22 protein-coding genes are annotated in these 26,171 nt (G+C 53.1%); 18 read left to right on the forward strand and 4 right to left on the reverse strand.

Annotated features, from left to right (window positions below):
- Window positions 1–605: 605 nt before the first annotated feature.
- From Q0721_RS00005 to Q0721_RS00015, 3 genes are all read left to right on the forward strand, one after another.
- A complete protein-coding gene (locus Q0721_RS00005) occupies window positions 606–4,427 on the forward strand; it encodes a GAF domain-containing protein (RefSeq protein ID WP_299023987.1) in 3,822 nt (1,273 codons plus the stop codon).
- 14 nt (window positions 4,428–4,441) lie between these two features.
- Window positions 4,442–6,781: a winged helix-turn-helix domain-containing protein gene (locus Q0721_RS00010; RefSeq protein WP_299023989.1), complete on the forward strand. Its 2,340-nt coding sequence runs from the start codon at window positions 4,442–4,444 to the stop codon at window positions 6,779–6,781.
- A 164-nt stretch (window positions 6,782–6,945) separates the two neighbouring features.
- Window positions 6,946–7,344 (forward strand): hypothetical protein, encoded by a 399-nt coding sequence (locus tag Q0721_RS00015; protein ID WP_299023991.1) that lies wholly within the window; start codon window positions 6,946–6,948, stop codon window positions 7,342–7,344.
- A 37-nt stretch (window positions 7,345–7,381) separates the two neighbouring features.
- Here the strand turns inward: Q0721_RS00015 and Q0721_RS00020 are convergent, their stop codons facing one another.
- Complete coding sequence (locus tag Q0721_RS00020) at window positions 7,382–8,203, reverse strand: alpha/beta hydrolase (protein WP_299023993.1); 822 nt, start codon at window positions 8,201–8,203, stop codon at window positions 7,382–7,384.
- Between the two features lie 100 nt (window positions 8,204–8,303).
- Here Q0721_RS00020 and Q0721_RS00025 point away from each other — a divergent pair, with 100 nt between their 5' ends.
- The 5 genes from Q0721_RS00025 to Q0721_RS00045 all read left to right on the forward strand — a co-directional run bounded on the left by Q0721_RS00025 (window position 8,304) and on the right by Q0721_RS00045 (window position 12,341).
- A complete protein-coding gene (locus tag Q0721_RS00025) occupies window positions 8,304–8,774 on the forward strand; it encodes a Fur family transcriptional regulator (protein ID WP_299023994.1) in 471 nt (156 codons plus the stop codon).
- A gap of 65 nt (window positions 8,775–8,839) precedes the next feature.
- Window positions 8,840–9,796, forward strand: a complete 957-nt coding sequence (locus tag Q0721_RS00030) for a metal ABC transporter substrate-binding protein (protein ID WP_299023995.1) — start codon at window positions 8,840–8,842, stop codon at window positions 9,794–9,796.
- A gap of 43 nt (window positions 9,797–9,839) precedes the next feature.
- Window positions 9,840–10,691 (forward strand): metal ABC transporter ATP-binding protein, encoded by an 852-nt coding sequence (locus Q0721_RS00035; protein ID WP_299023996.1) that lies wholly within the window; start codon window positions 9,840–9,842, stop codon window positions 10,689–10,691.
- A complete protein-coding gene (locus Q0721_RS00040; protein WP_299023998.1) occupies window positions 10,684–11,535 on the forward strand; it encodes a metal ABC transporter permease in 852 nt (283 codons plus the stop codon). The genes Q0721_RS00035 and Q0721_RS00040 overlap by 8 nt, the downstream gene beginning before the upstream one ends.
- Before the next feature lie 68 nt (window positions 11,536–11,603).
- Window positions 11,604–12,341, forward strand: a complete 738-nt coding sequence (locus Q0721_RS00045; protein ID WP_299024000.1) for a sulfite exporter TauE/SafE family protein — start codon at window positions 11,604–11,606, stop codon at window positions 12,339–12,341.
- A 19-nt stretch (window positions 12,342–12,360) separates the two neighbouring features.
- Here Q0721_RS00045 and Q0721_RS00050 read toward each other — a convergent pair whose 3' ends face one another.
- Complete coding sequence (locus Q0721_RS00050; protein ID WP_299024002.1) at window positions 12,361–13,269, reverse strand: hypothetical protein; 909 nt, start codon at window positions 13,267–13,269, stop codon at window positions 12,361–12,363.
- A 307-nt stretch (window positions 13,270–13,576) separates the two neighbouring features.
- Between Q0721_RS00050 and Q0721_RS00055 the strand changes: the two genes are divergently transcribed.
- The 5 genes from Q0721_RS00055 to Q0721_RS00075 all read left to right on the forward strand — a co-directional run bounded on the left by Q0721_RS00055 (window position 13,577) and on the right by Q0721_RS00075 (window position 19,550).
- Window positions 13,577–15,307 carry an ABC transporter substrate-binding protein gene (locus tag Q0721_RS00055; protein ID WP_299024004.1) on the forward strand — a complete coding sequence of 577 codons (1,731 nt, stop codon included), beginning with the start codon at window positions 13,577–13,579 and terminating at the stop codon, window positions 15,305–15,307.
- 96 nt (window positions 15,308–15,403) lie between these two features.
- Window positions 15,404–16,483, forward strand: coding sequence for an ABC transporter permease (locus tag Q0721_RS00060; RefSeq protein ID WP_299024006.1), 1,080 nt, complete (start codon window positions 15,404–15,406; stop codon window positions 16,481–16,483).
- Between the two features lie 7 nt (window positions 16,484–16,490).
- Window positions 16,491–17,429: an ABC transporter permease gene (locus Q0721_RS00065; protein ID WP_299024008.1), complete on the forward strand. Its 939-nt coding sequence runs from the start codon at window positions 16,491–16,493 to the stop codon at window positions 17,427–17,429.
- Window positions 17,430–17,439: 10 nt separating this feature from the next.
- On the forward strand, window positions 17,440–18,498 hold the full coding sequence (locus Q0721_RS00070; RefSeq protein ID WP_299024010.1) for an ABC transporter ATP-binding protein: 1,059 nt from the start codon (window positions 17,440–17,442) through the stop codon (window positions 18,496–18,498).
- 5 nt (window positions 18,499–18,503) lie between these two features.
- The gene (locus Q0721_RS00075) at window positions 18,504–19,550 is read left to right on the forward strand and encodes a dipeptide ABC transporter ATP-binding protein (RefSeq protein WP_299024012.1); all 1,047 of its coding nucleotides are present in this window, start codon (window positions 18,504–18,506) and stop codon (window positions 19,548–19,550) included.
- On the opposite strand, the gene Q0721_RS00080 is transcribed toward Q0721_RS00075, so the two are convergent.
- Both Q0721_RS00080 and Q0721_RS00085 read right to left on the reverse strand, forming a co-directional pair.
- Entirely contained in the window at window positions 19,531–20,616 is a 1,086-nt protein-coding gene (locus tag Q0721_RS00080; RefSeq protein ID WP_299024014.1) for a hypothetical protein, read from the reverse strand. The genes Q0721_RS00075 and Q0721_RS00080 overlap by 20 nt on opposite strands.
- A 54-nt stretch (window positions 20,617–20,670) precedes the next feature.
- Entirely contained in the window at window positions 20,671–21,750 is a 1,080-nt protein-coding gene (locus tag Q0721_RS00085; RefSeq protein ID WP_299024017.1) for a glycosyltransferase family 2 protein, read from the reverse strand.
- A gap of 94 nt (window positions 21,751–21,844) precedes the next feature.
- On the opposite strand from Q0721_RS00085, the gene Q0721_RS00090 reads away from it, so the two are divergent.
- The 5 genes from Q0721_RS00090 to Q0721_RS00110 all read left to right on the forward strand — a co-directional run bounded on the left by Q0721_RS00090 (window position 21,845) and on the right by Q0721_RS00110 (window position 26,101).
- Complete coding sequence (locus Q0721_RS00090) at window positions 21,845–22,570, forward strand: hypothetical protein (protein WP_299024019.1); 726 nt, start codon at window positions 21,845–21,847, stop codon at window positions 22,568–22,570.
- 316 nt (window positions 22,571–22,886) lie between these two features.
- Window positions 22,887–23,912, forward strand: coding sequence for a bile acid:sodium symporter (locus Q0721_RS00095; protein WP_299024021.1), 1,026 nt, complete (start codon window positions 22,887–22,889; stop codon window positions 23,910–23,912).
- Window positions 23,913–24,036: 124 nt separating this feature from the next.
- The gene (locus Q0721_RS00100) at window positions 24,037–24,351 is read left to right on the forward strand and encodes a hypothetical protein (RefSeq protein ID WP_299024022.1); all 315 of its coding nucleotides are present in this window, start codon (window positions 24,037–24,039) and stop codon (window positions 24,349–24,351) included.
- A 154-nt stretch (window positions 24,352–24,505) separates the two neighbouring features.
- Entirely contained in the window at window positions 24,506–24,910 is a 405-nt protein-coding gene (locus tag Q0721_RS00105) for a NifB/NifX family molybdenum-iron cluster-binding protein (RefSeq protein WP_299024024.1), read from the forward strand.
- 12 nt (window positions 24,911–24,922) lie between these two features.
- On the forward strand, window positions 24,923–26,101 hold the full coding sequence (locus tag Q0721_RS00110) for a vitamin K epoxide reductase family protein (RefSeq protein WP_299024026.1): 1,179 nt from the start codon (window positions 24,923–24,925) through the stop codon (window positions 26,099–26,101).
- The last annotated feature ends 70 nt before the right edge of the window (window positions 26,102–26,171 follow it).

Genomic DNA, 26,171 nt, shown 5'->3' on the forward strand with positions numbered 1-26,171 from the left:
TTCTGCCGCAACGCGCCGCGACCGCGTTGCTGTCTCAGCCTCACCGGCAGCATCGGTGAGGCTGAATTGTATTTTGTGTATAAGTATAGCAAAAGTTTGAATTTGCGACACCGTTTTGAGGTGGCAGCATTGTCAAGCCAACAAAACCCCACTTTATTACGGAGGTAAAACCATATCAGATCTTATTTCTAATGCACTTAATTTCTCTGATTTAGCGCAGAGGCTTATCTGGGATGTTTGTGGGGAAAAGGAGAATGAAACCCCTGTAGCCTGTCTTACCAAACTGCGCTGTTTGGAGCATTTTTTAGCGGAGAAGGGTTATACGGAGATAAATCAACGGTCAGTAGATAAATTTGGGTTGTGGATAGAACGGCGCTGTGGCGTAGTGTCAAATGCGGGTTCAAGCCCCGCCGGGGGCGCTGATCATGTGAGTTACCTGCACTGAGACTGACATCTACCTGACCTGTATCTGGTATGAGAGGGTCAGATAGATGTCATTTCTTAAGAGGAGCCTCTCTGGTAATCTTAGTGTAGACTCAGAATAAGCCTGTAACTTTGTCCCCTTGGATAAATAAATCTTGTTGTTTGAAGCATGGGTGGCACTTATGACAGGGTCTTATCAGGGTCGTTGGTGGTCATTAGCAAAGTGGTCAGAGGCCTTTGGGACATTCTTGCAAGATTTAGCCATGGCTGAGGATATTGACCAGGCCTATGGGATGATCGTTTCCTCCGCCTTAACGCTATTTGGCGCTGATGGCGCTATTCTGTACCCATTTTCATCAGATGGATCCCGTTTTGAACTTGATCGTGTGATCAGTGAAGGACTGGCGGAGGATTTTATTTTCTATCACCATGAGTATCCCCTGCTCGATAGACTACCAGCACAGGTCTTGGAGAGTGGACAAGTGGCGGTTGAAGATATCTCAAAGCCCATCCATCAAGGATGGATGAGTGCTTTGACCCGCCAGCGCTTGCTCGGTGTGGGGATTCGTGCATTAGTTGCCCAGTTGCTCCAATTTAGGGGCGAGAACTTGGGTGTCCTCTATTTCAACTTCAGCCGACCCCAAGGTTTTTCTCTAGAATTCCTAGAATGGATTCGACACTTTGCGGATATTGCGGCCACTTTTTTAGGTCGGATGCAGATACTAGAAGAGCAAATCGCCCAATATCGAAAGCTAAAACGCTATTTTGAGCTAGCAGAGCAAATTGGATTTCTGACAACCATTCGGGCAGGTGGAGACTTGTCTGTTCAGCACTTGCTTTCTCTCTTAGTGGATCGTGTACCTGGCCTTCAGTTGGCTGCCTTTTATCAACGTTGCGATTCGCCCTCTAGATTGGAACTCGTAGGGTATTCTTCACAGACTCAACCTGCTAGCATACAGAGGAACATTCCCCTTTCACTCGAATTGATTCGGCAATTGCAAGAGGTTTATGAAAGCACAAAATTCCAAGGCTATCATCAGGAGTTGGAGGAAATTGGGCTCTGGTCTTCGAGAGCTGCTTCGTTTTTGAATTACCCCTTATGTGATCCTTCCACGGGTGATCTTCTGGGATTGATTCACCTTGAGAGCAATCTGGAGCAAATCTTTGGGCCCGAGGATCGGCACTTACTCTATCTTATCAGTATTTATCTAAGTAATCTCTTCAAGTATTGGCAGTTATATAACAAGGAGCGGCGCCGAGCAGAACAATTCAAAACAATCTTAGGAATTACCCAAGGGATCTCAGCACTCCAGTTCTATCGAGATGTTCTACAACAAATTGCGAGTCATTTGCTGGCCTATTATATGCATTATTATCCACCCGAGAAATGCGCCATAATTCTTTTCCCGTATCGAGAAGATCGTCAACAATGGGAACGGCCCGTTATTGCTGGTCATCTGCAACTTCCAGAACGGGTTGAGAGCAAGATGGAAGGCGACACCCTTCTGGACAAGATTCTCAAGGGTGGGGATAACTCCCACTTTACTTCTGGAGAGGCATCTCAAGATCCCTTGCTTGCGGGTGGTTTTGTGAGACGGGAAGGAATAAAGGCCTCAGGATTTGTGCGTTTGAGGATTGGCCGGGAAATTGCTGGGGTGTTATTTGTCAACTTACGCGTCCCTCATGAGTTCGATTCCGAGGAACGTGAATTCATTAATCTGCTGGCTAATCAAGCCTCGATCGCGATCTTAAACGCGCGTCAGTTTGAAGCGTTATCGGGTGATTTGGACCACCTTGAAGCCATGTTATGGGGGGTACTGGGACATTTTGAGTCGGGGTCATTGCGTGGCGAACTGCAAGCCATTCTAGAGGACTTAGTGCACAAAGAAAAGTACGATACGGTTTCACTTCACCTCTATAGACCCGAGGCGCAACAGCTAGATCGTCCATTGTTGGCCGGTAACTTCTACGCTTATGTGCAGGCCGCTGGCTTAGATAGAATCGAGGGCACCGTTTTATCTCATTTCTTACCCGAGGGTCCAGCGGAATATTTCAGTCGAGACGCGCGTCATGACCCTCTACTTTGGGGTGGCTTCGTGGAGCGCGAAAAGGTTGCTTCAGCGGCGGTTCTGCGTTTAGAAGTGGCGGGACGCATTCATGGGTTGCTTTTCGTCAACTCACGGCATCCCCTTCAATTTGATGAAGCACGGAAAGAAGCCTTGCGCCAATATGCTCATCGCGCGGCGCGTATTCTCGATCAGGCGTGGCTCTACCGAAAGGATAAACAACAACTGAGATTGATTGCTAGAGTTCAGCAATCAGTGACACGTACTTTGTGTATCGAAGAACTCTTTGATCTTCTCAAAGGGGCTTTCAAGGAAATTTGGGGCGAGGATGTTCTCCTAAGTTTGTGGTTGCCATCGAAAGATAGAACCTTGTTAGAGATTTGGCAACCTGAGAGGTCCATTGAGCACATAGAGGAACGGTTGATAGAGGGGAGGGTATCTATTGGGGATGGCTCGATCATTGGTAAGGCAGCCCAATCTCTTCAGACGCAATCAACACTCCCTTACAGTCCTGATCCAACAAGGATTCCGTCGGCTTGGGAGGGGATTGTGGCTGAATTTGCGGTTCCCATCCTTTTAGATAGTGAAGACGGCTGCGAGTTAGTGGGTGTTCTGGATGTTGGTGCCTCCGCTCCCGGTGTCTTGACAGAAGACGATCAAATCCCTTTGGAACTCCTGGCACGTCAATTAGGATATGCCCTAAAGAACATTCGAGCCTATGAAGAGTCGGAACGAATGCGTAAGCAACTCTTGGGTCTCTATGAGTCGGTCCAAGCTTTGATGACCCCATTAGAAAAGTTTCAAATGTTACAGAGGATCCTGCGCAAAGCCTGTGAGATGACCGGAGCTCACGCGGCGATGCTCCTGCGCTGCGAAGATTCCGCGTTGAGTTTTGAGGCTATTTACCCTGATGAAGCCGCTTCTCAAATCTTAGGCCGTATCGGCAGGAGTATACCTCTAAGTGGAAAGGGAATAACCATAGAAGCCGCTCGAACCGGTAAAGTGATTTTGGTTGAAGATGTTGAATCTTCAGCCCTATATCTAGATGGATTAGGTTGGAGAACACGATGCGAAATGGCAGTGCCTATTGTACAAAATGGACAGGTAATCAGTGTTTTCAATATTGAGCATGGAGAAGTGGGTGGATTATCGGAACGGGATCAAGATGTCATCTTAGCGTTGGGGTACCTAAGCGAGGCGGCGCGTCAAATTGCGGATCAGGCAAATGCAATAGCCGGATATCAGGCTCAACGTCGCCAACAGCAGATTTTGGGGCGGGTTCGTAAACGTATGATTGGCCATTTAGAGCGTATGGGAAGCCTCGTCGGTGATCTTGGGGGAAGATTGAACAATCTTAAGCGAGAGATAGATCGTGGGCGCGGATTATATCTCGAACGCGAAGTTAAGAGCGCCATCAGAGCATGTGGTGAGCTTTTTGAACTTCTGCAGTTGGTGCGGCAGCATAACGTGGATGAGCCACCCCAGGAGATTGAAATTGTGGATTTTCTGCGCAATCGTCTGAGACGGTGGAGGGTACGCTGTTCCAATGTTGAATTTGATTTTGGTCCTCTCGCCAATGTCAAACCCCTTCTGGTGAAGACGATTCCATCCGACTTGGAGTGGATTTTGGATTTGCTCGTTCAGAATTCCGTCAATGCTTTGCGGTCCGAAGTGAGCGGGCCCAAAAGGATCTGGTTTCAGTTAGAGGTGGAAAAGGCTGATCTCTATATAAAGTTACTGGATTCTGGACCGGGTATACCTGAAGACTTAATAGGCCGCCTGGGTTCTGAAATGTTAAGGTTAAGAGATGAACGCTATCATATGGGGTGCTATGAGGCCGCTCAATTTGCACAGGATCTGGGCGGAGAGGTCACTTGGCAGAATATGCCTGGGGGAGGCGCATGTGCCACGCTACGACTACCGCTGAGTGTGACATAGTGGACAGCACAATTATGGCTCAAACCCAGGTCGTAATTCTAGGCGAGGATGATCTCTGGGTAAGCATTCTGCCCAAGCGCCCTGATCGGGAGTACATATGTGTAACTAGTGCTGAGGCTTTGAAAAAGTTGTTGCTCAAGCCTTTGCCGATTCAACCCGATGTGATCGTGATAGATGTGAGTGCAGTCTTTGACCCTATTGCGTGGGTGAACGTGTTGCGGGATTGTTTTGTGAGTTCTCGTGTTGTGGTTTTAGGAGCGGCACCGAACTGGCCTCTTGTTCGCTCTGTGCTTAAGCGGGGAGCGGTCGCGTTCTGGGATAAAATTTATGATAGGGCGCGGGTTGATCAACAACTAGATGAGGTTTTGAGCCAAGTTCCATTGCCAAGGGAGGAGCGAATGATTAAACCTCGTATCTTGTACTATGACAACGAACGTGAAGATTTGGAACGGTTGCAGGAAACGCTACAACTTGAAGGGTATGAGATTGAGACCTTTTGGGTGCAAACGCGAGAGGATATCCTCTACCTTAAACAACGATTGCAGAATGAGTGGTGGCATTTGATTATCGGGGATATTGCTCTCATCAATGAAGATGAAGAGAAAGGGGTGGATGAAGAGGGATTAACGCTTGCTCTGGGCCTCGATTCTGTAGTGCCTCTGATCATTTGGACGGCGCATCCGAATTGGGCCCGCGCTTATCGAGCGCTCAGAGGGGATAACGGGGAAAGCAAAGCGAAGGCGTTCGATTTTATTGATAAGGCCGATATTCAAAGTACCAACAAACTTCTGCAAGCCGTTAGGCAAGTTTTCACCACGGACCCCCACAGAATAAACTTCAATCTCTCTATCTCTTATCTAGACGATTTCTCTTTCCTGGAATTGATCCGTGCCTTTGACGAGGACTTCGGGAAAATTGATGGGGTTAGCCAGCTCCAGTTACGGCATGATGAACTGGCAGATTTGTTGCGCAAGCTTTTCTTTGAAAATAAGGCCATTCAGGTTGGGCGCGCTCTAAAACGTCGGCGGACAGCGTTAATCAAAGTGGCCTTTCAGGGATTATGGGGTACTCCTTCGACGGTTCTGGTTGAACTGGGACCACGTCCTGTCATTCGAGATCTTAAGGATAAATGGGATCGTTATATGACCGTTCTTCATCCCAACGCTCAACTAGTAGCCGCGGTAGAAACCCTTCGTTATGGAGCGTTAGCCTACCGGCTGGAAGGGGAAATTGAAGAATATAAGACCTTTCGAAATTACTACAGGATTCATCCACCCGAGGTAGTGAGAGATTTTTTAGAGCATCTTTTCATGAACGAACTCCAGCCATGGTTTGAAGTCGACGCAGAAATAGGCTCATCCGCTTATCCGTTGGGGGAGTTTTATCGAAAGTGGCTTGATCTTGAAGGGCATAAGGTGGATTTGCAGAGCATTTTTCAACGTGAAGTAAGGCGACTCTCGATAGTGCGGTTGGATCGCCAGGTACAAGGCTATCGTCTAGAATTAGATGCTCGTGAATACCTACTCCCAGATCCGCTCCAAGTCGTGTACGAGGGGAAATTGCTCGAGAAATCGTATCCGCTGGCCGTCACACATGGAGCAATGACCGCTAATGGGTTGCTGATCGCACCTGGGGGGCGATGGTGGCTTTTAGGGGCAGAAAGTATAGGGGCCTCGCATTGCTGGCGCGATCTGATCAGTCTCGAGGGCGCTATTATGTTCGAGTTGGCAGAGTCGGCGGTGCTACCGGAAGAAACGTGGCTTCGGGGCCTGTGTGAGTGGCTTTCTCCGTCCCAACCCGACGATAAGATTGTGTTATCTGGACAAAGCAGTGAGTTCTACAAGGCCTTTGAAACCATTAATCACATCCGTTCTTTAGCAAAACGCCTTGCACCTGATGAGGATTTATATGCATATTATCTGGGTTTGTTAATGGTCATGGCCCGGAATCTTCTCACGTCACGAACACGCGAATCAAGTGCTCCTTTAGTCCTAATGCTTTTTCTCCTGGCGAGCCGTGTAAGTGGATGGCCACGGTGGGATCTTTTGCGTTCGGGCTTATCAAAGGGGATACAATTAGACGAGGTCAGACGGCGCGTTTTTGTTCCTGCAAAGGGCGAGTGGGTGCTACTCAGTGAGCAGGAGACTCAGTTACTCTCTTTTCTCCTTGCCCACCCTAATACCGTAATCGCTTGGGAGGCCGTTGATAAAATTCTGTGGCCGGGTGGAGAGGTGAGCAAGGAAATGCGCCAGAAAGCAGTTAGCCGCTTGCGTGCCAAAATCGAGATTGATTCGAAGCATCCTGTTTATCTCCATGTCTTGCGTGGTAAAGGGATTGAATTCAGGCCAGCGTAAGCCTCTGAGATATGACCATAAACTGATCTAAAGCTGACCCAACAACCCGCCAAGTTCCTGGCGGGTTGTTTTCGTTTCCGGACTTAAAGGTGTTGGGTTGTCGTCTGTGGTTTCTCCTCTCTACGAAGGTATTCTGAAAGTGGTGGGTGAGAGAGGAGGGCCAAATGCAAAAGATAAAGAACACCTTAGTTCTGCTGATATTACTGTATGGGATTTTATATTTTGTCGCGGCAGCACCTGCGGAGGAAACATCAGGGCAACTTGGGAGACAAAGCCTATCCACCCCAGGGCACAGTTTGTTATCTGGGGAGAGCGAACCTCAATCCGAGGAGCAGGTCAAGGAGGCTATCCAACTGGTAAGTCATGCAGGCTTGCTTCTCAAGGAATTCACTAGTTTTCTGGCGGAATTCTATCGCTTCTTCCTGGCTGCCCTGCATTGGATCGCTGGATGGAATTCGGACTTTCTAGATGCGCTGATGGGCTTTGTGTGCTTAAGGGGGATAGTCTTAGCAATGCTGGGTAGGGGGGTGCTTTCAATCTCTTCCAGGGTGCTCAATAGATAGCATGGAATCTTGCGCTTTGGGTGGGTGAGAAGGGGGCTCACCCACTGACTTTTCGCAAGAACCTTAACACCGTCTGAATGTAGGGGCGGTAAGCCTCACGATGGATACTGTGGCCAACTTCAGGGAAGGGTACAACTTGCACTTGGGGCCACAGAGCTTTGATCTCCTGAGCCACTTGAGGGGTTATCAGGCCCCCGTGCGCAGGGTCGGCGGTGAGCAGTAACCCCGGACAGCGTAGGCTGCATACCACCTCACGCCAAGGACGGCGCGGTTCCACCCAGCCACTGAGGGCTTCGGGGCGCAATTCGCGCTTGGCTTTAGCCCATTGGAAATATTCACTCTCATCCCAAGTGGGGTGACGCGTCCGACACAAGGCGATCAAATCATCAAGGGTGCGTTGTTTGTTAATCAGCAGATCATCCCAAATTTGTGCGTATTGAGGAGACTGAGGGTCCAGGCGGTTTAGCAAGAGGTGATCTCCCCAAGGAGGATCTTCCAGCACCAAGCCGCGTACTAGATCAGGGCGGTTGGCCGCTAGGCGGGCGGCGACGTCGGCGCCCATCGAATGACCGATGACGACCGGCGGTTTCAACGCCAAGGTTTCGATCAACACCTCCACATCCCGTGCCTGCACTTCGAGGCCAACCCCTTCGGGCCCAATCCCCGAAGAGCCGTGCCCACGGGCATCGGGGAGAATGACATCAAACTCTTCTTCCAAGGCCAGAGGGACACGGTTCCAGCACAGCGCATTGTCGGAGAAGCCGTGCAAGAGGATGACCGGGGGCTTCTCGCCACCAGTGCGGTAGTAGGTCAGGCGCATCTGACCTATGGTAATGTGACCGTAAAATAGGCGTGGCATATAATGGCTCCCCGCAATTTGAGTTGAATCAATTTTAGCATACGCCGTCTCAACCAACTCAGGAATTGGGCGCTGCCATTCTTGCATCAGGCGCCTTGACATGAAAATGATTTTCAATTACACTTTTATAGCAATGAGTGAGGGAGTGGCGGACTTGGTGAATGAGTGGTTGGAGCGATTGCAGGCCAACGGTTACCGGCTGACCGAGCCATTGCGTCACATTGTGGAAACCCTGGTTGTCAGTCCGCGTGCCCTTGGGCCAATTGAAATTTATGACTTGGTACGAACACGCTATCCCAATCTGGGCTTGGTAACCGTGTATCGCACCTTGGAAAAATTAGAGTCTCTCGGGTTGATCCAGCGCGTGCACCAGGAAGATGGCTGTCACCGTTATTTGCGCGCTACGCAAGGGCATCAGCATCTCCTAGTCTGTACCCGTTGCGGACGGGCGGTTTACTTTGCCGGCGATGACCTTTCACCTCTGATCCAGCGTACCGAGGCCGAGACAGGTTACGCCATTGAAGATCACTGGTTGCAACTTTATGGCCTGTGTCCAACGTGTAAATCGTAGTCGTATTTTTGTTAATCTCTTAGCGAAAATGATATTCATTACATAACGTAAAGTGGAGGTGCGTCATGGCCAAACGCTTAGTGGTTAGCATAGTAGTTGCAGTACCCTTGTTGATCCTGGCCGCCTGCGCGGCGCCTGCACAACCTTCGCCCGTGCCAACGCAGGGCCAAAAGCTGCGCGTTGTTGCGACCACCACGCTGGTGGGGGATGTGGTTAAGCAGGTCGGTGGTGAGTGGGTTGACCTGCATGTTCTGCTCCCCGTTGGTGCTGATCCTCATAGTTTTGAACCGGCGCCCCAGGACGCGGCTAAGTTGTCTCAGGCGGATCTCATCTTTGCGAACGGTTTGGAATTGGAGGCGTTTCTAGAGCCGTTGATCGAAAGTGCAGGTGCGTCAGAGCGGGTGGTGTATGTTTCGGAGGGTATTCAACCGTTGTCTTTAGCCGAGGAGGAACCTGCGCATGAGGCAGAGCACACTCATGAGCATTCCCACGGCGCAGGTGACCCGCATGTGTGGATGGATCCCCATAACGTGATGATCTGGGTAGATAACATCGAGAAAGCACTGAGCGACCGCGATCCCGCCCATGCGGCTGATTATGTAGCCAACGCTCGCGCCTATCGTCAGGCGCTGCAAAACCTAGACACCTGGATTCGCGAGCAGGTGGCCCAGGTGCCCCCAGAAAAGCGTAGAATTGTCACCGATCATCTCGTTTTCGGGTATTTTGCGCAGCGTTACGGGTTTGAGCAGGTGGGGGCAGTGGTACCTGGCTTCAGCACCCTGGCGGCGCCCTCAGCGCAAGACCTGGCAGCCTTGGAAACCCAGATCCGTCAATTAGGGATTAAGGTCATTTTTGTGGGTACAACTGTCAACCCCGCCCTGGCTCAGCGCCTGGCCGAAGACGTTGGGGCCAAGGTGGTTACCATTTATACTGGCTCGCTTAGTCCAGCCGACGGGCCAGCAGCAACTTATCTCGACTTTATGCGCTATAATGTGCTTGCATTGGTAGAGAATCTTAAGTGAAAGAACTCTACTTTAGCCCATCTGGGCCAAAGGAAGCAGACGTATGACCTTGATACGCGAAATTCGGCGAACGCGCTGGTCACTTAACGGTTATCGTGCTGTTCATGATCGTGGGTACCCCATCGTTCGGGCAGCGGATCTGAGCGTACGGTATGAAAGTGGGTTTGCCCTTGAGCGCGTAAGTTTTGAGGTCATCAAGGGAGAGCGCCTGGCTGTGGTCGGCCCCAACGGCGCCGGTAAGAGCACTCTGTTTAAGGTCATTGCGGGTATTTTGCCGCCCACCAGTGGACGGGTTGAGATCTATGGGGGGGCACCCGGGGAACACATCTGTGTCGCCTATTTACCCCAACGCTCGATGGTGGATTGGCGCTTTCCGGTGACTGTTTATGATGTGGTCATGATGGGCCGTGTAGGGCGGATTGGGCTGCTCCGCCGTCCTAGACGGGAAGATCATCAGAAAGTGCGCCAGGCTCTAGAGCGGGTGGGACTGAGTGACCTGGCGACGCGTCAGATCGCTCAACTTTCAGGAGGGCAACAGCAGCGTATGTTCCTGGCGCAGGCTCTGGCCCAGGAAGCTGAACTGATGCTCCTGGATGAACCCTTCACAGGGCTTGATCTGCCTTCACAGAATGAGTTGCTGGACCTGTTGGTGCGCTTGCAACGCGAAGAAATTACCCTCATGGTCTCGTTACATGACCTGAACCTTGCCGCCCAGCACTTTCCTCGCATCTTGTTGCTCAATCGGTCACTGATAGCATTGGGTTCCCCGCAGGAGGTCCTCAATACGCGAACTCTGCTGGCCGCCTATGGAGGGTATCTCCATGTTCTAAACGAGCCCACGGGTAACCTCGTTTTGGGCGATACCTGTTGCGAGGGAAGAGGGTTTGATGCTTGAGGTGTTCTTACAGCCATTTCAGTATGCGTTTATGATGCGAGGGATGTTGGCTGCCATCTTGGTGGGGGTGGTTTGCGCTGTGGTAGGCACGTTTGTCGTCCTGCGAGGTATGGCGTTTTTTGGCGACGCGCTGGCACACACGATCTTGCCCGGCCTGGCGGTGGGGTACTTGATTGGGGGTGGTTCGCGAGAAGCTCTTTTCTGGTGGGCGCTGGGAACAGCAGTGCTCAGCGCGGTTTCGATTGGCACCCTCAGTCGCAAACTGCACTTGAAAGAAGATACCGCTATTGGGATTATCTTCGCCGGGATGTTTGCCCTGGGCGTAGCGCTGATCTCATCCGTGCGCAGTTATTCGGTGGATCTGGCCCACTTCCTCTTCGGCGATATTTTAGCAGTCCGCACCAGTGATCTAGTGCGTAGCGCCATCTTCGGCGGGCTAGTGTTGATCTTGATCTACGCCTTTTATAAGGAATTCACCCTTCTTTCCTTTGATCCTGTTTTGGCAGCCACCCTGCGCTTGCCGGCCTCTCTGCTGGATTTATTATTGGTCATTTTGATTGCGGTGACCATTGTGGTCTCCTTGCAGACGGTAGGCGTAGCGCTGATGGTCGCCATGTTGATCACCCCAGCGGCAACCGCTTCGCTACTCACCCGTCGTCTGCCGCTGATCATGCTCTGGGCCGCGGTCATCGCTGCCTTCTCAGGAGTGATTGGACTATACCTTTCATATTACTTCAACGTTGCTTCTGGTGCTGCCATTGTGTTAACCTGTACCCTGATCTTTATTTTAGTCTCCGTCATGCGGGCGGTGCGTGAACGATTCATGCGTGTTTCGGCAACGTAAAGGAAATCCGTCTCCGAGCAGGTTCCATGGTGAGAATCCAAGGTGAATTTATTTAAAGGATTTGCCCCGTGATAGAGGGTTCAACGTTGCTGATTGCTCTGGCTTTTTTTGTGGCTGCCCTTCTCTACGCCTCGGTGGGGCACGGGGGAGCTTCGGCCTATCTGGCGGTAATGGGGCTGCTGGGCATTGCACCTGCAGTGATGCGTCCAACGGCCTTGATCCTTAACCTGTTGGTGGCAAGCGTGGGGGCGTATCAATACATCCGTGCGGGTCGTTTTTCTTGGCGTGTCTTCTGGCCGTTTGCGCTCACTTCGGTGCCCCTGGCCTATCTGGGAGGGCGCGTTCACCTCCCTGCTCATTATTTTGAACCCTTGTTGGGCATCGCCCTACTTTTTGCCGCGCTGCGTTTATGGGTCAGAAAAGAGGATAGCACCGAAACTCTGCGTCCCTTTGTTTTGGGTTGGGCGTTAGGGATTGGTGCGGTGCTAGGGTTTGTTTCGGGGCTAATTGGCATTGGGGGTGGCATTTTTCTCAGCCCATTACTGATCTTTCTACGCTGGGCCGAGACACGCCAGGTTTCTGGTATTGCGGCGGCCTTCATCATAGTTAACTCAGTCTCGGGCTTCTTGGGCTTACTGCAAAGTCATCCACCTTTGCCCCAGGCCTTGCCTTTATGGGCGCTGGCGGTATTGGTGGGAGGGTGGATAGGTGCCGACCTAGGCAGTCGCCGCCTTAACTTGCCCTGGATTCGGCGCGCACTAGGGGCAGTGTTGGTAGTAGCGGCTTTGCGGGTTCTGGCGGTCTGAAGAACAGTTGCCTCGTTCTTCACCCCCCGGTTTGGAGTAAGCGCGGCAGGATGTGCCGCTCCACTTGTTGGTCGTTGTGGGGAGTGGGTACTTCGTCGAACAGATACCAATCCTCGATATGTTCAAGGCTTTCGCCGGGGGCGAGGCGCATCAGAGGGCCGAGTGTTTCAAGTTCTAAGAAACGATCATTGATAAATACCTCGACCGTACTCCCCCAGTCGGGATAGGTGGCCTCGGGATGATATTCAAACCGCTTTAGGAATAGGTGCCCGCGGCGGGCATAGGCTGCCCACCCTAACGGGGTATGCAGGCCAATTTTCTGTTCCATGGAACGTAGGGGATCCTGACGAGCCAGTACGTAGGAGCGTCCCAGCGTCCATCGTGGATCGCTGAGATCCGTATAGGCCCACAGCGCCAGTGCACTTACGGGCTGAAGGTAGGCCTCGTGCGTGCTACGTGGGGGCAGGGGGAGGATTGCGCTACCGCCCGGCGCCATGGCGGTGATAGCCCAGGCAGCCAATTCTACTTCCCAAACCCCCTGGTTGTGTAAGCGGTGGATCACCCGCACGTGGCTTCCCTCGGGGGCCAGCCAAATCTCCAGGCTCTTTTGGATGCCGGTCAGGGTTTCCACCGGTTGGATGACACGTACACCCTCAGCGGTCACTTCGTAAGAGACGGGCTGGTTATCGGGCACGTAGGTGCGAGGGCGCACCTCTGGGGCATGCCACAGGCGATGACCGCCATAAAGATACCACTCTGTAGGGTCAAGCGGTTGAGTGGGATTGAACACTTCGGCGAATTCGTTCTCACCCTCGAGGAATCCATAACGAATGATGCGCGGACCGAGGGTGGTGGTGATCAATACTTCAACCCGGTCATTGGCCAGGCGGAGGCAAAGGCCGAAAGGGGGATAATCTACAAGGTTCATAAAGGGATAAGACCTCGGGTGGTAGATAGGACTTGTTTTGGTCGTTTTTTATTATTATCCCGATAACGTGGAGGTAAAGCAAGAAATTTAGCGGGGTGGGACTCGTAGTGTGGTAAAATTCGCTCAATTCGCACGGCAATCTGTCGTATTTTATATCTCCCAGGGATTATTTGCGTATAATAGTTTTTGTACTCGGTGTCCTGATTCACCCTGGCCAAAGGAGGTGATGCATAAACCGGTACCCCCCAAACTTTTTCTTCCCCAGTAGCACAATTCTTGCCCAGTCTTGCATTTGAAGGAGGAGACGATGTTTGCCAAGAGAGTCTTTGTTGTTCTGGCTGTTCTGACCGTTGTGAGTATGGCATTGGCTGCCTGCCAGCCGGCTGCAACTCCTACCGCAGCCCCTACTCAACCCCCGGCTACACAACCCCCAGTAAGTGAACCAACCGCTACGCAGCTCCCTGCAACCGAGGTGACTTTTGAAGGGATGAAGTACCCGGAAAATCCCTCATGTGATTATGGTGGGATCATCAAAGAAATTGCGGCGCTGGATCGGCTGACGGTGCAATTTACGCTTTGCCAACCGGATCCGGCTTTCCCCTCTAAGGCGGCCTTCTCGGCTTTCTCTATCCAGCCCAAGGAATGGATTGAGGCGGCAATGGCCGACCGGCGCATTCTTTCCCAGCCCATTGGAACCGGGCCGTTCAAACTGGAGGCGTGGAACCGTGGCGACAGCATCGTAATGAAGCGCTTTGAGGATTATTGGGGCGAGAAGGCCAAGGTTGAGACCCTGGTCTTTCGCTGGAATAAAGAGGCCGCTGCACGTTTGCTCGAACTGCAGTCTGGCACTGTGGATGGCATTGATAATCCCAGCCCGGATGATTTTGAGGTTATTCGCAACGATCCTAAGCTGAGACTCATCGAGCGTGAAGCGCTCAATGTCTTCTACGTGGGCATGACCAATACCTTCAAGCCCTTTGATGACGTGCGGGTACGCCGGGCTATTGCGATGGGCATTGATCGCGAGCGCATTGTCAAGAATTTCTTCCCCGCCGGCTCCGAGGTGGCTACCCACTTCACGCCTTGCGCCATTCCCAACGGCTGTACAGGGGATCCCTGGTATGACTTCGATCCCGCTAAAGCCAAGCAGTTACTGGCCGAGGCAGGATATCCGAATGGCTTCAAGACCAAGATTTACTACCGCGATGTGGTGCGTTCTTACCTGCCCGAACCGGGTCTGGTTGCGACCGATATCCAGGCACAACTGAAGGAGAACCTGGGAATCGAGGCGGAGGTGGTTGTGATGGAGTCGGGGGCGTTTATTGAGGAATCGAGCGCTGGTCGGCTGGATGGGTTGTACCTGCTGGGTTGGAATGCGGATTACCCACACATCACCAACTTCCTTGATTTCCACTTTGGGGCTTCCAACCCGCAATTCGGCAAACCCCATCCTGAGATTTATGAGGTGCTTCAGAAGGCTGCCCAGATCGCCGATCCTAAGGAAGCCGAAGCGCTCTATACCCAGGCCAACAATGCCATCCGTGAACTGGTGCCCATGGTGCCCATTGCGCATGGGGGTTCAGCAGTGGCCTACCGTGCCGATGTGGAAGGCGCCCATGCCAGCCCGTTGGGAAATGAGTACTTTGCGGTGGTGAAACCAGGAGACCGCAATACCTTTGTGTGGATGCAGAATGCAGAGCCCATCTCGCTCTACTGCAATGATGAAACCGATGGTGAGTCGCTGCGTGCCTGCGAACAAATGCTGGAGTCTCTGCTCTCCTTTGAGGTGGGTGGCACGGCGGTTAAACCCGGCTTGGCAACCTCTTGCGATCCCAATGAGGATCTCACAGTGTGGACCTGCAAACTGCGTGATGGGGTGAAATTCCACGATGGATCCGACCTGGATGCCAACGATGTGGTCATGTCGTGGGTTGTTGCCTGGGATGCCAAGCACCCGCTTCACATTGGCAACACCGGCGCTTTCACTTACTTCTCGACCCTGTGGAACGCACTGCTTAATGCACCGCCCAGTGAATAGCCAGACTTAGCCCATAAAGAGGTTTTTAGCGGGATGGGGTTGGAAGGGTTACCCCATCCCGCTTCCACCATCCCTTTGGAGAGGGCCTAGAAACCCATGATCCAGTATTCCATCCGGCGTATCCTGGCCTCTTTCCCGGTTTTGCTGGGAATTCTAATTGCCACCTTTGTCCTGGCGCGGCTCATCCCCGGTGACCCCTGCAAAGCAATCCTGGGCGAAAAAGCTACCCAGGAGGTGTGTGCCCAATTTGCCGAGCGCTATGGATTGAATAAGCCCATTTACGTTCAATTGGGAATTTACATGGGCAATGTGCTGCGGGGTGATTTTGGTACCTCGATTCGTTTCAGCCGCCCGGTCACGGTTATTTTGATTGAGCGCCTGCCCACCACAGTGGAATTGGGGCTGGCAGCGATGACCGTTGCTTTGGTGGTTGGCATTCCTGCCGGTATTATCTCGGCCATCAAACGCAATTCCGTGTTGGATGTGATCACCATGGTGGGAGCAAACATCGGGGTTTCCATGCCAGTGTACTGGTTGGGTTTAATGTTGGCCTACTTTTTTGCCTTGGTGTTAAAAGACACCCCATTCTGGCTACCCCCCAGTGGCCGTCTTAGTCCGGGGGTGACCGTGGTGCCGTTTTATCAGGTCTTTGGCTGGTCGGTACCCGAGGCGGGTTTTTGGCGGGGCGTGTTGGATTTTATTGCCCGTCTCTATCTCTTTAATTCCCTGATTACCGGTAACTGGAAGGTCTTCAAAGATGCCCTAACTCACCTGATCCTTCCGGCACTGGCGCTGAGCACAATCCCAATGTCTATTATTGCACGCATGACGCGTTCGAGCATGTTGGAGGTGCTACGCCTGGATTACATTCGCACTGCACGTGCCAAAGGGCTGACCGAACGCCTGGTTATTCTCAAGCATGCTTTGCGCAACGCCTTGCTGCCGATTGTGACGGTTGTGGGCATTCAAGTGGGTAATTTGTTTGCGGGTGCCGTGCTCACGGAAACCATTTTTGGGCTGGCGGGGGTGGGGAGCATCCTTTTTGAAGCCATCACCGCGCGTGATTTTCCGATTATCCAGGCCTTTACCGTGGTCATTGCCATTGGTTATGTGGTCATCAATCTGTTGGTGGATTTATCTTATGTCTTTATAGATCCTCGTATTCGCTTGGAGTGACCCCTCTATGGCCTCAACCTCGGTACCCCTTGGTTCATCGTCGGTGCGCGATTATCGCGCGAACAGCCTGTGGCGTTTGACGTTGCGGCGCATTTTCCGTCAGCGTCCCGCCATTATTGGCATGACGCTGCTGGGTCTCTTGGTTTTCTGCGCCGTCTTTGCGCCAGTGATTGCGCCTTATGATCCAGAGGCCGTGCTTATCGGGATTGAGGATGTGCGCAAGCGCGAGCCGCCGTGCATTCATTTGCTGGGGTGCCCAAAGGATCGCCCGCAGCACCTGATGGGCATTGATGGGAATGTGCGCGATGTGTTCAGCCGTATTATATTTGGCGCGCGCATTTCTCTCTTCATTGGTATCACAACGGTCAGTTTTGCCATTATTGTCGGCACCATTTTGGGGGCTATTTCCGGTTACGTGGGGGGCTGGGTGGATCTGGTGATCATGCGCATTCTGGATGTATTGCTGGCTTTCCCTTCACTGTTATTGGCCATTGCGATTGTGACGGTTTTGGGGCGCGGGTTACAAAATGCTCTGCTAGCGATTGCCATTGTTTCCATTCCGGTCTATGCGCGCGTAGTGCGTGCCAGTGTGCTCTCGGTTAAAGAAAGTGCCTATGTGCTGGCCTCACGGGCTCTGGGTGGCAGTCATTTTCACGTCCTCTTACGTCGCATTTTGCCCAATGCCATTCCACCCCTGATCGTGCAGGGCACGCTGGGAATTGGCACGGCGATTCTAGATGCAGCGGCGCTGTCCTTCCTGGGGCTGGGGGCTCAGCCCCCGACCCCTGAGTGGGGCACCATGTTGGGTACCGAGCGCAATCAGGTCTTCACAGCGCCGCATTTGGTCTTCTTCCCCGGCCTGGCGATTATGGTCACGGTGCTCTCATTCAACCTGCTGGGGGATGGCTTGCGGGATGCCATTGATCCTCGCTTGAAGCAGGGGTAAGGAGGCCGGTATGAGCGTTAGCGGCCATTCGCAACCTTTACTAGACGTGCGCGATTTGAAGACCTATTTCTTTACCGAAGACGGCATAGTCAAAGCGGTAGATGGCGTCTCGTTTCGTGTGTATCCGGGGGAAGTGTTGGGGTTGGTGGGTGAGTCGGGATGTGGCAAGAGCGTGACCTCGCTTTCCATTATGCGTCTGCTGGATGCACCGGGAAAAATTGTGAGCGGTGAGATCTGGTTTGAGGGTCGCGATCTCTTGCGCTTGAGCGAACACGAGATGACTCAGGTGCGCGGGAATCAGATTTCAATGGTCTTTCAGCAGCCGGTGACCAGCCTGAACCCGGTGTTCAATATTGGCAGTCAGATCGCCGAAGTGATTATGATTCATAACCCCCAGGTTAAGAAGACGGATGCCTGGCGCGAGGCAGTTAACCTGTTGCGCCTGGTAGGCGTCCCGGATCCCGAACGACGTGCTTATGCTTACCCCCACGAACTTTCAGGTGGGCAGGCGCAACGGGTGATGATTGCCATGGCGTTGGCCTTGCGTCCCAAACTCCTGATCGCCGATGAACCCACTACGGCGCTGGATGTGACTATTCAGGCGCAGATTCTGGATTTGTTGCGAGGACTCCGCAATCAATTCAATACCGCTGTTATCCTCATCACGCATGATCTGGGGGTAGTAGCCGAAATGGCGGATCGTGTCGCAGTGATGTACGCAGGCAAGATCGTGGAAGAGGCCGGTGTGCAAGAGTTATTTGCTAACCCACTTCATCCTTACACCCGCGGATTAATCGCTTCAGTGCCGATTCTTGGGCGTGTGCGTGATTACTTGGAAACCATCCCGGGTAATGTGCCTAACCTGATCGACTTACCGCCGGGTTGCCGTTTTGCGCCGCGTTGCCAGGCGCGCGTGGATTATCATCTGGAGATCTGCACTCAGGAGGAACCGGACCTCGTTGAGATTGCGCCGGGTCACATGGTGCGTTGTTGGTTGTATCAGGGTCGTGGGGCGCACACAGCTCCCTTACGCCAGATGGTGCAAGACCAATCTTCCATGAGGGATTGATTAAGGTGGCAGACGAAGCCGTATCTCCAAACCTAACCCCTGCTAAAAATGGGCGTGTCCTGTTGGAAGTGCGCAACCTGGTCAAATACTTCCCCGTGCGAGGTGGCATTTTTCGCCGTGTCGTCGCTTGGGTGAAGGCGGTAGATGATGTCAGTTTCACCATTCGTGAGGGCGAGACGCTAGGATTGGTTGGGGAGTCCGGTTGTGGCAAAACAACGGTGGGACAGGCGATCTTGCGCTTGACCGAGCCCACGCGTGGGCAGGTGATCTTTGATGGACAGGATTTGCTTAAACTCAAGGGCGAAGCCCTTAAGCAGGCGCGGCGCAACTTGCAAATTGTCTTCCAGGATCCTTATGGGTCGCTGGACCCACGCTTGCCGATTGGTGAATCTATTGCCGAGGGGCTACACATTCACAACATTGGCACGTCTGCTGAACGGTTTGAGATCGTTTTAGAGATGCTGCGCAAAGTAGGCATGGAAGATTATCATGCCATGCGCTACCCCCACGAATTTTCGGGTGGACAGCGTCAGCGCATTGGTATTGCCCGCGCGTTGGTGCTGCGCCTCAAGTTCCTTGTCTTGGATGAGCCGGTCTCAGCCCTGGATGTGTCCATTCAGGCCCAAGTGCTTAACCTCTTGCGCGATTTGCAACACGAGTTTGGCCTGACCTACCTCTTTATTGCCCACAACCTGGGCGTGGTGGAGCACATTTCTGACCGGGTGGCCGTGATGTACCTAGGCAAAATTGTGGAAGTGGCGCCCCGGGACGTGCTCTTTGGTAACCCGATGCACCCATATACGCAGGCGTTGATGTCAGCTATTCCTATCCCAGACCCCACCATCAAGCGGCAGCGCATCATCCTCAAAGGGGATGTGCCCAGCCCGCTTAATCCGCCTTCAGGCTGTCGCTTTCATCCCCGCTGCCCAATGGCTATGGGGATTTGTGCGCGTCAGGAACCGGAATTGCGCGAGGTTGCGCCGGGTCACTTTGTACACTGCTGGCTCTACCAGCCCCATGAGCCGGCACCGATTACGGCCCCAACCGACTAACTGGCCAGAGGTGAAGGAGTTTGTCCTCGCCCAGGCTGAGCAGGTAGCGGCCATCTGGTGAGAAAGCCAGCGCTGTCACACTGCCACGGTGAGCGGTAAAAGGGGGCAGCCACTGCTGAGTGCTCAGTTTGAGCAGATAGATCTCGCTGCCGATCCCTAGGGCTAGCCATTGGTCATCTGGGCTGATGGCGATCGCATTAGCGATTTGAGGTAGGGCTAATTTGGCCTTAGGGTTTCCATTGCGGGCGTCCCATAGGGTGAGCAGGGGGACAAATTGATCATTGAGCGTACCACCGGCCACTGTCGCTACCAGCGTGGCATCGTGGTTGACGGCAAACACAGCAATGAAGTCCTCATGGTTGAGGGCGGGGCTCAAGGTGCCATTGGTAGCATCCTGCAGTTGGAGGGTGCCTCGTGCGTACCATACGATGTGCAGTACATCCGGGGCGAAGACAACGTTATAGACCGGAGCAGCGGTTTGAAAGCCCGAGAGCCGTAAGCCGGGCTGGCCTGAGGCTACATCCCAAATGGTTGCGGCAATTTCCTGGGTCGAGCCGATGAGAAGCAGGTTGCCATCTGGTGAGAATGAAGCGGCGTAGATTCCCCCATCGGGTTGGAGGGTGTGCTGCACTTCCCCGCTGACTAAATCGCGCAGGGTTAGGGTCAAGTTATCAGTGGTGACGGCCACTGTACGCCCATCCGCCGAGGCATCCAGCACGGTAGTGGGGGGAGTGTAGGCAAAATCGGCCAGCGGCTGCAGGGTGTTAGCATCATAAAGGGTAATTTCCTGCTCGGCCAGGACCCAGAACGCGGCGCTGTCCTTACGCCAGACAGCGCGGAAGGGGTAGGCCGGTACGGTGGCGGTCTGAGCTCCCAGCGCCTCCACTGGGGCGGGGGTGGGGGAAGCCGTTGGGGTGGAGATGGGGGTAGGAATGGGTGGAAGCGTTGGAAGGCGGGTGGGTTCGGGAGAGGGTGTAGGGGTAGGGGGTACTGGTTGACCACCGCAGCCGACTGCTGCAAGCAGAAAAACCCAAATCAGCAGCAAACGCAAACGAAGAAATCTCATTGGATCACCATATCCTGAGGCTTAGCAGATTTCTGGAAAACAGATATACAACGATTATACTCCGGGTGCGGGAGGCGATTTGTGAGTCAGCGGTGAGGCATCGTCGGTCTTGAGGTTGGGAGGAGTGTTGGTCTGCAAACGCACGCGGTAGAGGATTTCCTCCAACAATTTGCGATTGAAGTTGATGAGATCAGCCACCAGACCGATGAGAATGGTCTGGAACCCCACAATGAGGAGCACAGCCCCCAGGATGAGGGATTGGATGTTACCACTCCCGCGTCCTTGAAAATAAAAAACGAGAAAGCGTACTAGTGGCACCAGCCCCAAGGCAATCAATCCCAGACCAATGGTGGTAAAGACACGAAGCGGGCGGTACATGGTGTAGGCCCGCACAATCGTGACGGTGGAGTTCAGCAAATAATCCCCAATCCCTCTCATGAGTCGAGAGGGGCGGCGCGGAGGATTGGTGCGGATGGGGACGCTCGTAATGGCAAAACGATGGTTGCCGGCCTGGATAAGCGTTTCGAGGGTGTAGGAGTAGTGGCTGAGCACGTTGGTGCGCAGGGCAACTTCACGCGTCATGGCCCGGAAGCCGCTGGTCGCATCCGGGATGGTGAGGCCGGCTGCTTGGGAGACGACCCGGCTACCCCAGGCCTGCAGGCGGCGTTTGAGCGGGGAGAAATGGGGGTGCTCGGCTACCCCACGGTCCCCGATGACCAGTTCGGCCTCTCCCCGCAGGATCGGGGCAATGAGCGCCGGAATGTCTTCGGGCTTATATTGCTCATCGGCATCGGTGTTGACGATGATATCGGCGCCCAAGCGCAGGCTGGCATCCAAGCCGATTTTGAAGGCTTCGGCCAACCCCGCGTGGCGTTTGAGGCGGACAATGTGATCGGCTCCGGAAAGCCGGGCTACCTCGGCGGTGTTATCGGTGCTACCATCATCAATGACCAGTACCTCCACGCAATCTATCCCTTCGATCTGGCGGGGCAGGTTGCGTAGCGTGGTGGGGAGCACCTCGGCTTCGTTGTAACAAGGGATTTGGATGATTAATTTCATCGGCAATTTGGGACGGGTTTTCCGATTGACCAGAGTTGCTAAAAGTATACCATGGGCACGAATACAATCTTGCATGAAGGTTGGCGCACTGAGCGGAAGAGAGCCGAAAAAGCGTAGGCAAGTTGGGGTTTCAGGCTATAATAAAATTAATTTCCTTCAGGAGCCAACAATGCAGCGGGGACGCCTTGGGTTATTCTTCTTTGCCGCGCTTTTCTTAACCGCGTGCCGTGTCATTCTAGAAACCCCTGTTCCTCCGGTGCCGGAGGCCGTGGTACCCCCTGAAGCCGTAATTCCCACGTCTACAATGACGCTTCCACCGCCACCAACCCCTTCCCCATTCCCAACCCCTAGCCCTGCACCAACCGAAACGCTGGCTAGCCTTCCGGAGGCGGCCTATCCAGCGCCGCTGGCGGCTTCCCTACTAGCCACACCCACCACTGGAAGTGCAGGGATGAGCCTGCTCAGCACACCCACCGCCGTACCGCTGACGCTCACGGTGCAGAGTAATTTGCCGGCCTTTATCCCGGCTTTTCGCTATGCCAGCCTGGGGTGCAATTGGATGGGGGTGGCCGGGCAAGTGTTTGATGCTGGTGGCAATCCAGTGACCAATCTGGTGGTGAGTGCGAGTGGCAATGTGGCTGGGCAGAGCGTAGATGCCCTAGGCTTCACCGGGCTAGCTCCGGATTATGGGCCTGCCGGTTATGAGATTAAGCTAGCCGATCGCGTTGCGCCAGCGATCTTTTGGTTGCAGGTCTTTAATTTACAAGGGATGCCCCTCAGCGAAGCCCAGATGTTCCAAATGGTGAGCGATTGTAATCGGAATCTGGCCATTGTCAACTTTGTGGCAACTGATTACCTAAGCAACCGCCTGTATTTACCAATGATTGGACGATAACCTGCAGCACAAGAGGGGGCGAGTGGGTGCATCGAGATCATGCTCGGAATGAAAATCTGAAGGATTGACCGAGCAGGGCAAGTGTTGATTCGGTGTATCTTTTACCGGCCAATCACATCTAAATAATTGAATATAAAAGATGAGGATTAAGGTAGATCTAGATGATTGGCTACCCTGCTCTCAATGCCTCGTATATATGCCCCACGGGTTGCGCGTATGGTGTGGGGAGGTGGATTGAGCGTTCTCCCCCGTGGCAGCCCCTATATTTCAAACAGTTTTAGGCACGATTATTTCTCGTTTTGAAAGGAGGTCTGTCATGAATTTAAAAGCGTTGCAAGAACATTTGAATAAATGGCTATTGGGCTATGTGGTGTTGGCCATGGCGCTGGGGCTCTTGATCGGTCATCCCGCGGCAGGTTGGACTAAGACGCACCAACCGCTGGTTAGCAACTTAACCACCGTGATGGTGTTCCTAATCGTCTATCCCATGATGATCAATCTTAGGCTAGAAGCACTAGTCAATGCCGGAAGAAACCTTAAGAGCCTGTCCCTGGCAGTAATTTACAATTTCCTTTGGGCGCCGGTGATAGGCTGGCTGCTAGCACAGGCGTTCTTGCGAGATCCTATGCTGGCATTAGGTTTCCTGCTGGTGATGGTGGTGCCGTGCTCGAGCATGAGCATTGGATATACCGGTCTGGCTGAAGGCAACCTTGAATTAGCCACGGTGACCGTTGCGCTAAGTTTTGTCTTGGCCGTGATAGCAGTGCCGTTGTGGATGTTGGGTTTTGCTGCTAATTACCACGTGGGAGTGCCCCTTCAGGACATGCTGATGTCCATTCTGACGGTACTGATTGCGCCAATGGTGTTGGGTTACCTAACAAGATTGGGGCTGATGCGGTGGCTGGGCGAAAAGAAGTTTAAGGCAATCCAGCCCTTCTTCCCCTCGCTTTCCCTTCTGGCCATGTATGGGATTGTGTTCTTGATCTTCTTCGCCAAGGCGACTTTGATCATCGAGAAATGGAACCTAGTGCTCATGCTGGTGCTGCCCAATGCCCTGTTTATCCTCTTAACGTTAGCGGTGGTAACCTGGCTTAACCGGCGGTTGGGGCTGTCCTATCGTGATCACATGGCCATTGTGTTTGCCAGTACGGGTAAAAACAACGGGACGGCCATTGCGATTGCTACGACTGCATTCTCACCTTTGGTGGCCATTCCTGCTGCTACCATGCCGATCTTCCAGATCCTTTTCCTTGCGCTATACCTGAAAATGGCTGGATGGGTGCGCCACTACTTTGAGAAGAAACCACCCGTTGCCGAGATCTCAAAACAGCCGGCAGATTAGCGTGAGCAGGGAAGTGAGGCAAGGTGATGGGATGTTTAGGAATGTTGGGTAATCATTGGACCACGTATCTGGAAGCCTGATGATAGGCATATGAGATCCCTAAACTAGATAGGAGGAAGGTAAGATGAAACCCTATGGATGGAAATTTGGACGTCGTTGGCATGGATATTTCGTTGGTGAGGAAATTTCTCGCGAGCAGGTTGAAGATAAGGTCAAAATGCTGCTGGCAAAGGTTCGTAAGGGTGAAGCCTGGACCAGTCCTTGTTGTGGGGTTAAGCATATCCCTCTGCTTGTCGAGAGCGAGATCGTCGGGCACCTGTGGGAAGACGTAGATCTGAGTCAATTGGAAGTCAGTGCCTTTTGGAGTGGCCCGTTTGGGGTTAAGGCTGAATTGGCCTTCCAGGGGCGCGTTGTGGGCATGGTCTGGGTAAGTATGTAAACTCGGTAGACAGCATGAATGGACTCGGGGTGAGCTAAATGCTCACCCCGAGTTACTTTAATCCACGGATGAGATGACATTTGGGTCTCACCCCAGAAGACGGAGGCCGGTATAATTACATTCGAAAAATCGAATTTTATGTGGAGGTCAAAACATGAAAGTTGCCGCGGTCTCTGAGGATGGGGTTACGATTAGCCAACATTTTGGTCGCGCTCCGTTCTATGTGGTGCTTACCGTAGAAAATGGGCACATCGTTGCGCGTGAGATACGCGAAAAAATGGGGCACGCGCAATTTGCAGGACATGGCGAATCCCATATACATGTTGAACAGGCGCAAGGGCATGGGTTTGACGCCGCAGCACAGGAACGGCATGCCCGCATGGCCGCGGTTATTGCCGATTGCGAGGTGCTTTTGGCACGTGGGATGGGTGCGGGGGCCTATGAAAGTATGCGTCGAGCCGGGATTCGTCCTATCCTTACTGATATTACCAATATCGAAGAGGCGGTTCAGGCGGTAATCTCCGGTCAAATCAAAGATCATACCGAGTGGTTGCATTAGGTAGGTGCTAACATGTGGAGGGTGCGTTTTTCCCTCTGGCGGGGAATCCGCCTTCTGACGTTGATCGGTGTGGGGTTAGGACTGGTTGGTACATCGGTCCACTCAGTTTATGGGCAAACAGCGCCTACGCGCACGCCCAAGATATGCCATCTGTGCGACGAAGAGCTTCCCGCAACCACGCCTTCACCCGCGTCCACATCGTCGGCTGGTCATCAGGCACGGGTGCGGTTGGTTATGTTTTGGATGGACGGCTGCCCGCATTGCCATGAAGTTCTGGAGCATGTGCTTCCGCCTTTACAGCGGCAATTCGGTGAGGCGCTGGAAATTCGGTTGATTGAAATCGCCACGGTTGAGGATGTAAATTACTTTTATCAAGTAGCAGAGTTTTATGGAATTCCCCGTGAGCAGGCTGGAGTGCCCTTTCTTATCTTGGAAAACCATGTTCTCAAGGGCTCCAGCATGATTGCATCCAATTTGCCCTCCTTGATTGAACAGACCTTGGCGCAAGGGGGGTGCGATTGGCCGGTGTTGCCTGAATTGCCATCTCAGAAGGTAACCCAGCAAGCCACACCTTCTCAGGTTCCGCGCCGCGATGTGGAAAGCACTTTGCCTACCGCTGAGGGATTCGGTCTGCTGTATGGTGTAATGGTGTTTAATGGGATGAGCCTTATTTATGCTATGGTACGGGGGGTGGGTGCCTGGGTTTCCAAATTGCGGGGTTCGGCTTCATCTCGTTCGAGTGGCGGGCAAGCGTATGCCGTCTTGCTTCTAGCCCTAATCGGACTAATTATTGCGCTTTATTTGAGCGTCATTGAGGTTAGTGGCAGAGAGGCGTGGTGTGGTCCGGTGGGGAATTGTAACGCAGTGCAAACCAGCGCCTATGCGCGTCTATGGGGGGTGTTGCCAATTGCGGTGTTGGGTGTGTTGGGTTATGCCGTGCTGATCGGGTTGTGGATATGGGGCCACTATGGTCGGGGGCGTTTTGTTCATCTGGCCCCTGTGGGGATATGGGGGGTAGCGCTGTTCGGCGCATCCTTCTCGCTTTATCTTTCTTATTTGGAGGCGGTGGTCATTCGAGCCGTATGCGGATGGTGCCTGGCTTCGGCAGCGGTGATGAGCCTGATTCTCCTGCTGAGTGTGCGCGGGGCATGCCAGGTCTTTGAAGCGGGCGCTACACCCAACTTGTCATAATGCTTGACTTATGATAAGATAATTTTGCGCAGCGGCGACATCTTCAGGCAGGAATTCCTCATCTGTGAGG

Origin of the sequence: uncultured Thermanaerothrix sp., from assembly GCF_938028735.1 — a bacterium.
Classification (GTDB): domain Bacteria; phylum Chloroflexota; class Anaerolineae; order Anaerolineales; family Anaerolineaceae; genus Thermanaerothrix.

What these genes read in the sequence shown, in the direction of transcription:
- Q0721_RS00005 (WP_299023987.1), top strand. Translation starts at nt 606, where the DNA reads ATGACAGGGTCTTATCAGGGTCGTTGGTGGTCATTAGCAAAGTGGTCA.
- Q0721_RS00010 (WP_299023989.1), top strand. Translation starts at nt 4,442, where the DNA reads ATGGCTCAAACCCAGGTCGTAATTCTAGGCGAGGATGATCTCTGGGTA.
- Q0721_RS00015 (WP_299023991.1), top strand. Translation starts at nt 6,946, where the DNA reads ATGCAAAAGATAAAGAACACCTTAGTTCTGCTGATATTACTGTATGGG.
- Q0721_RS00020 (WP_299023993.1), bottom strand. Translation starts at nt 8,203, where the DNA reads ATGCCACGCCTATTTTACGGTCACATTACCATAGGTCAGATGCGCCTG.
- Q0721_RS00025 (WP_299023994.1), top strand. Translation starts at nt 8,304, where the DNA reads ATGAAAATGATTTTCAATTACACTTTTATAGCAATGAGTGAGGGAGTG.
- Q0721_RS00030 (WP_299023995.1), top strand. Translation starts at nt 8,840, where the DNA reads ATGGCCAAACGCTTAGTGGTTAGCATAGTAGTTGCAGTACCCTTGTTG.
- Q0721_RS00035 (WP_299023996.1), top strand. Translation starts at nt 9,840, where the DNA reads ATGACCTTGATACGCGAAATTCGGCGAACGCGCTGGTCACTTAACGGT.
- Q0721_RS00040 (WP_299023998.1), top strand. Translation starts at nt 10,684, where the DNA reads ATGCTTGAGGTGTTCTTACAGCCATTTCAGTATGCGTTTATGATGCGA.
- Q0721_RS00050 (WP_299024002.1), bottom strand. Translation starts at nt 13,269, where the DNA reads ATGAACCTTGTAGATTATCCCCCTTTCGGCCTTTGCCTCCGCCTGGCC.
- Q0721_RS00055 (WP_299024004.1), top strand. Translation starts at nt 13,577, where the DNA reads ATGTTTGCCAAGAGAGTCTTTGTTGTTCTGGCTGTTCTGACCGTTGTG.
- Q0721_RS00060 (WP_299024006.1), top strand. Translation starts at nt 15,404, where the DNA reads ATGATCCAGTATTCCATCCGGCGTATCCTGGCCTCTTTCCCGGTTTTG.
- Q0721_RS00065 (WP_299024008.1), top strand. Translation starts at nt 16,491, where the DNA reads ATGGCCTCAACCTCGGTACCCCTTGGTTCATCGTCGGTGCGCGATTAT.
- Q0721_RS00070 (WP_299024010.1), top strand. Translation starts at nt 17,440, where the DNA reads ATGAGCGTTAGCGGCCATTCGCAACCTTTACTAGACGTGCGCGATTTG.
- Q0721_RS00080 (WP_299024014.1), bottom strand. Translation starts at nt 20,616, where the DNA reads ATGAGATTTCTTCGTTTGCGTTTGCTGCTGATTTGGGTTTTTCTGCTT.
- Q0721_RS00085 (WP_299024017.1), bottom strand. Translation starts at nt 21,750, where the DNA reads ATGCAAGATTGTATTCGTGCCCATGGTATACTTTTAGCAACTCTGGTC.
- Q0721_RS00090 (WP_299024019.1), top strand. Translation starts at nt 21,845, where the DNA reads ATGCAGCGGGGACGCCTTGGGTTATTCTTCTTTGCCGCGCTTTTCTTA.
- Q0721_RS00095 (WP_299024021.1), top strand. Translation starts at nt 22,887, where the DNA reads ATGAATTTAAAAGCGTTGCAAGAACATTTGAATAAATGGCTATTGGGC.
- Q0721_RS00100 (WP_299024022.1), top strand. Translation starts at nt 24,037, where the DNA reads ATGAAACCCTATGGATGGAAATTTGGACGTCGTTGGCATGGATATTTC.
- Q0721_RS00105 (WP_299024024.1), top strand. Translation starts at nt 24,506, where the DNA reads ATGAAAGTTGCCGCGGTCTCTGAGGATGGGGTTACGATTAGCCAACAT.
- Q0721_RS00110 (WP_299024026.1), top strand. Translation starts at nt 24,923, where the DNA reads ATGTGGAGGGTGCGTTTTTCCCTCTGGCGGGGAATCCGCCTTCTGACG.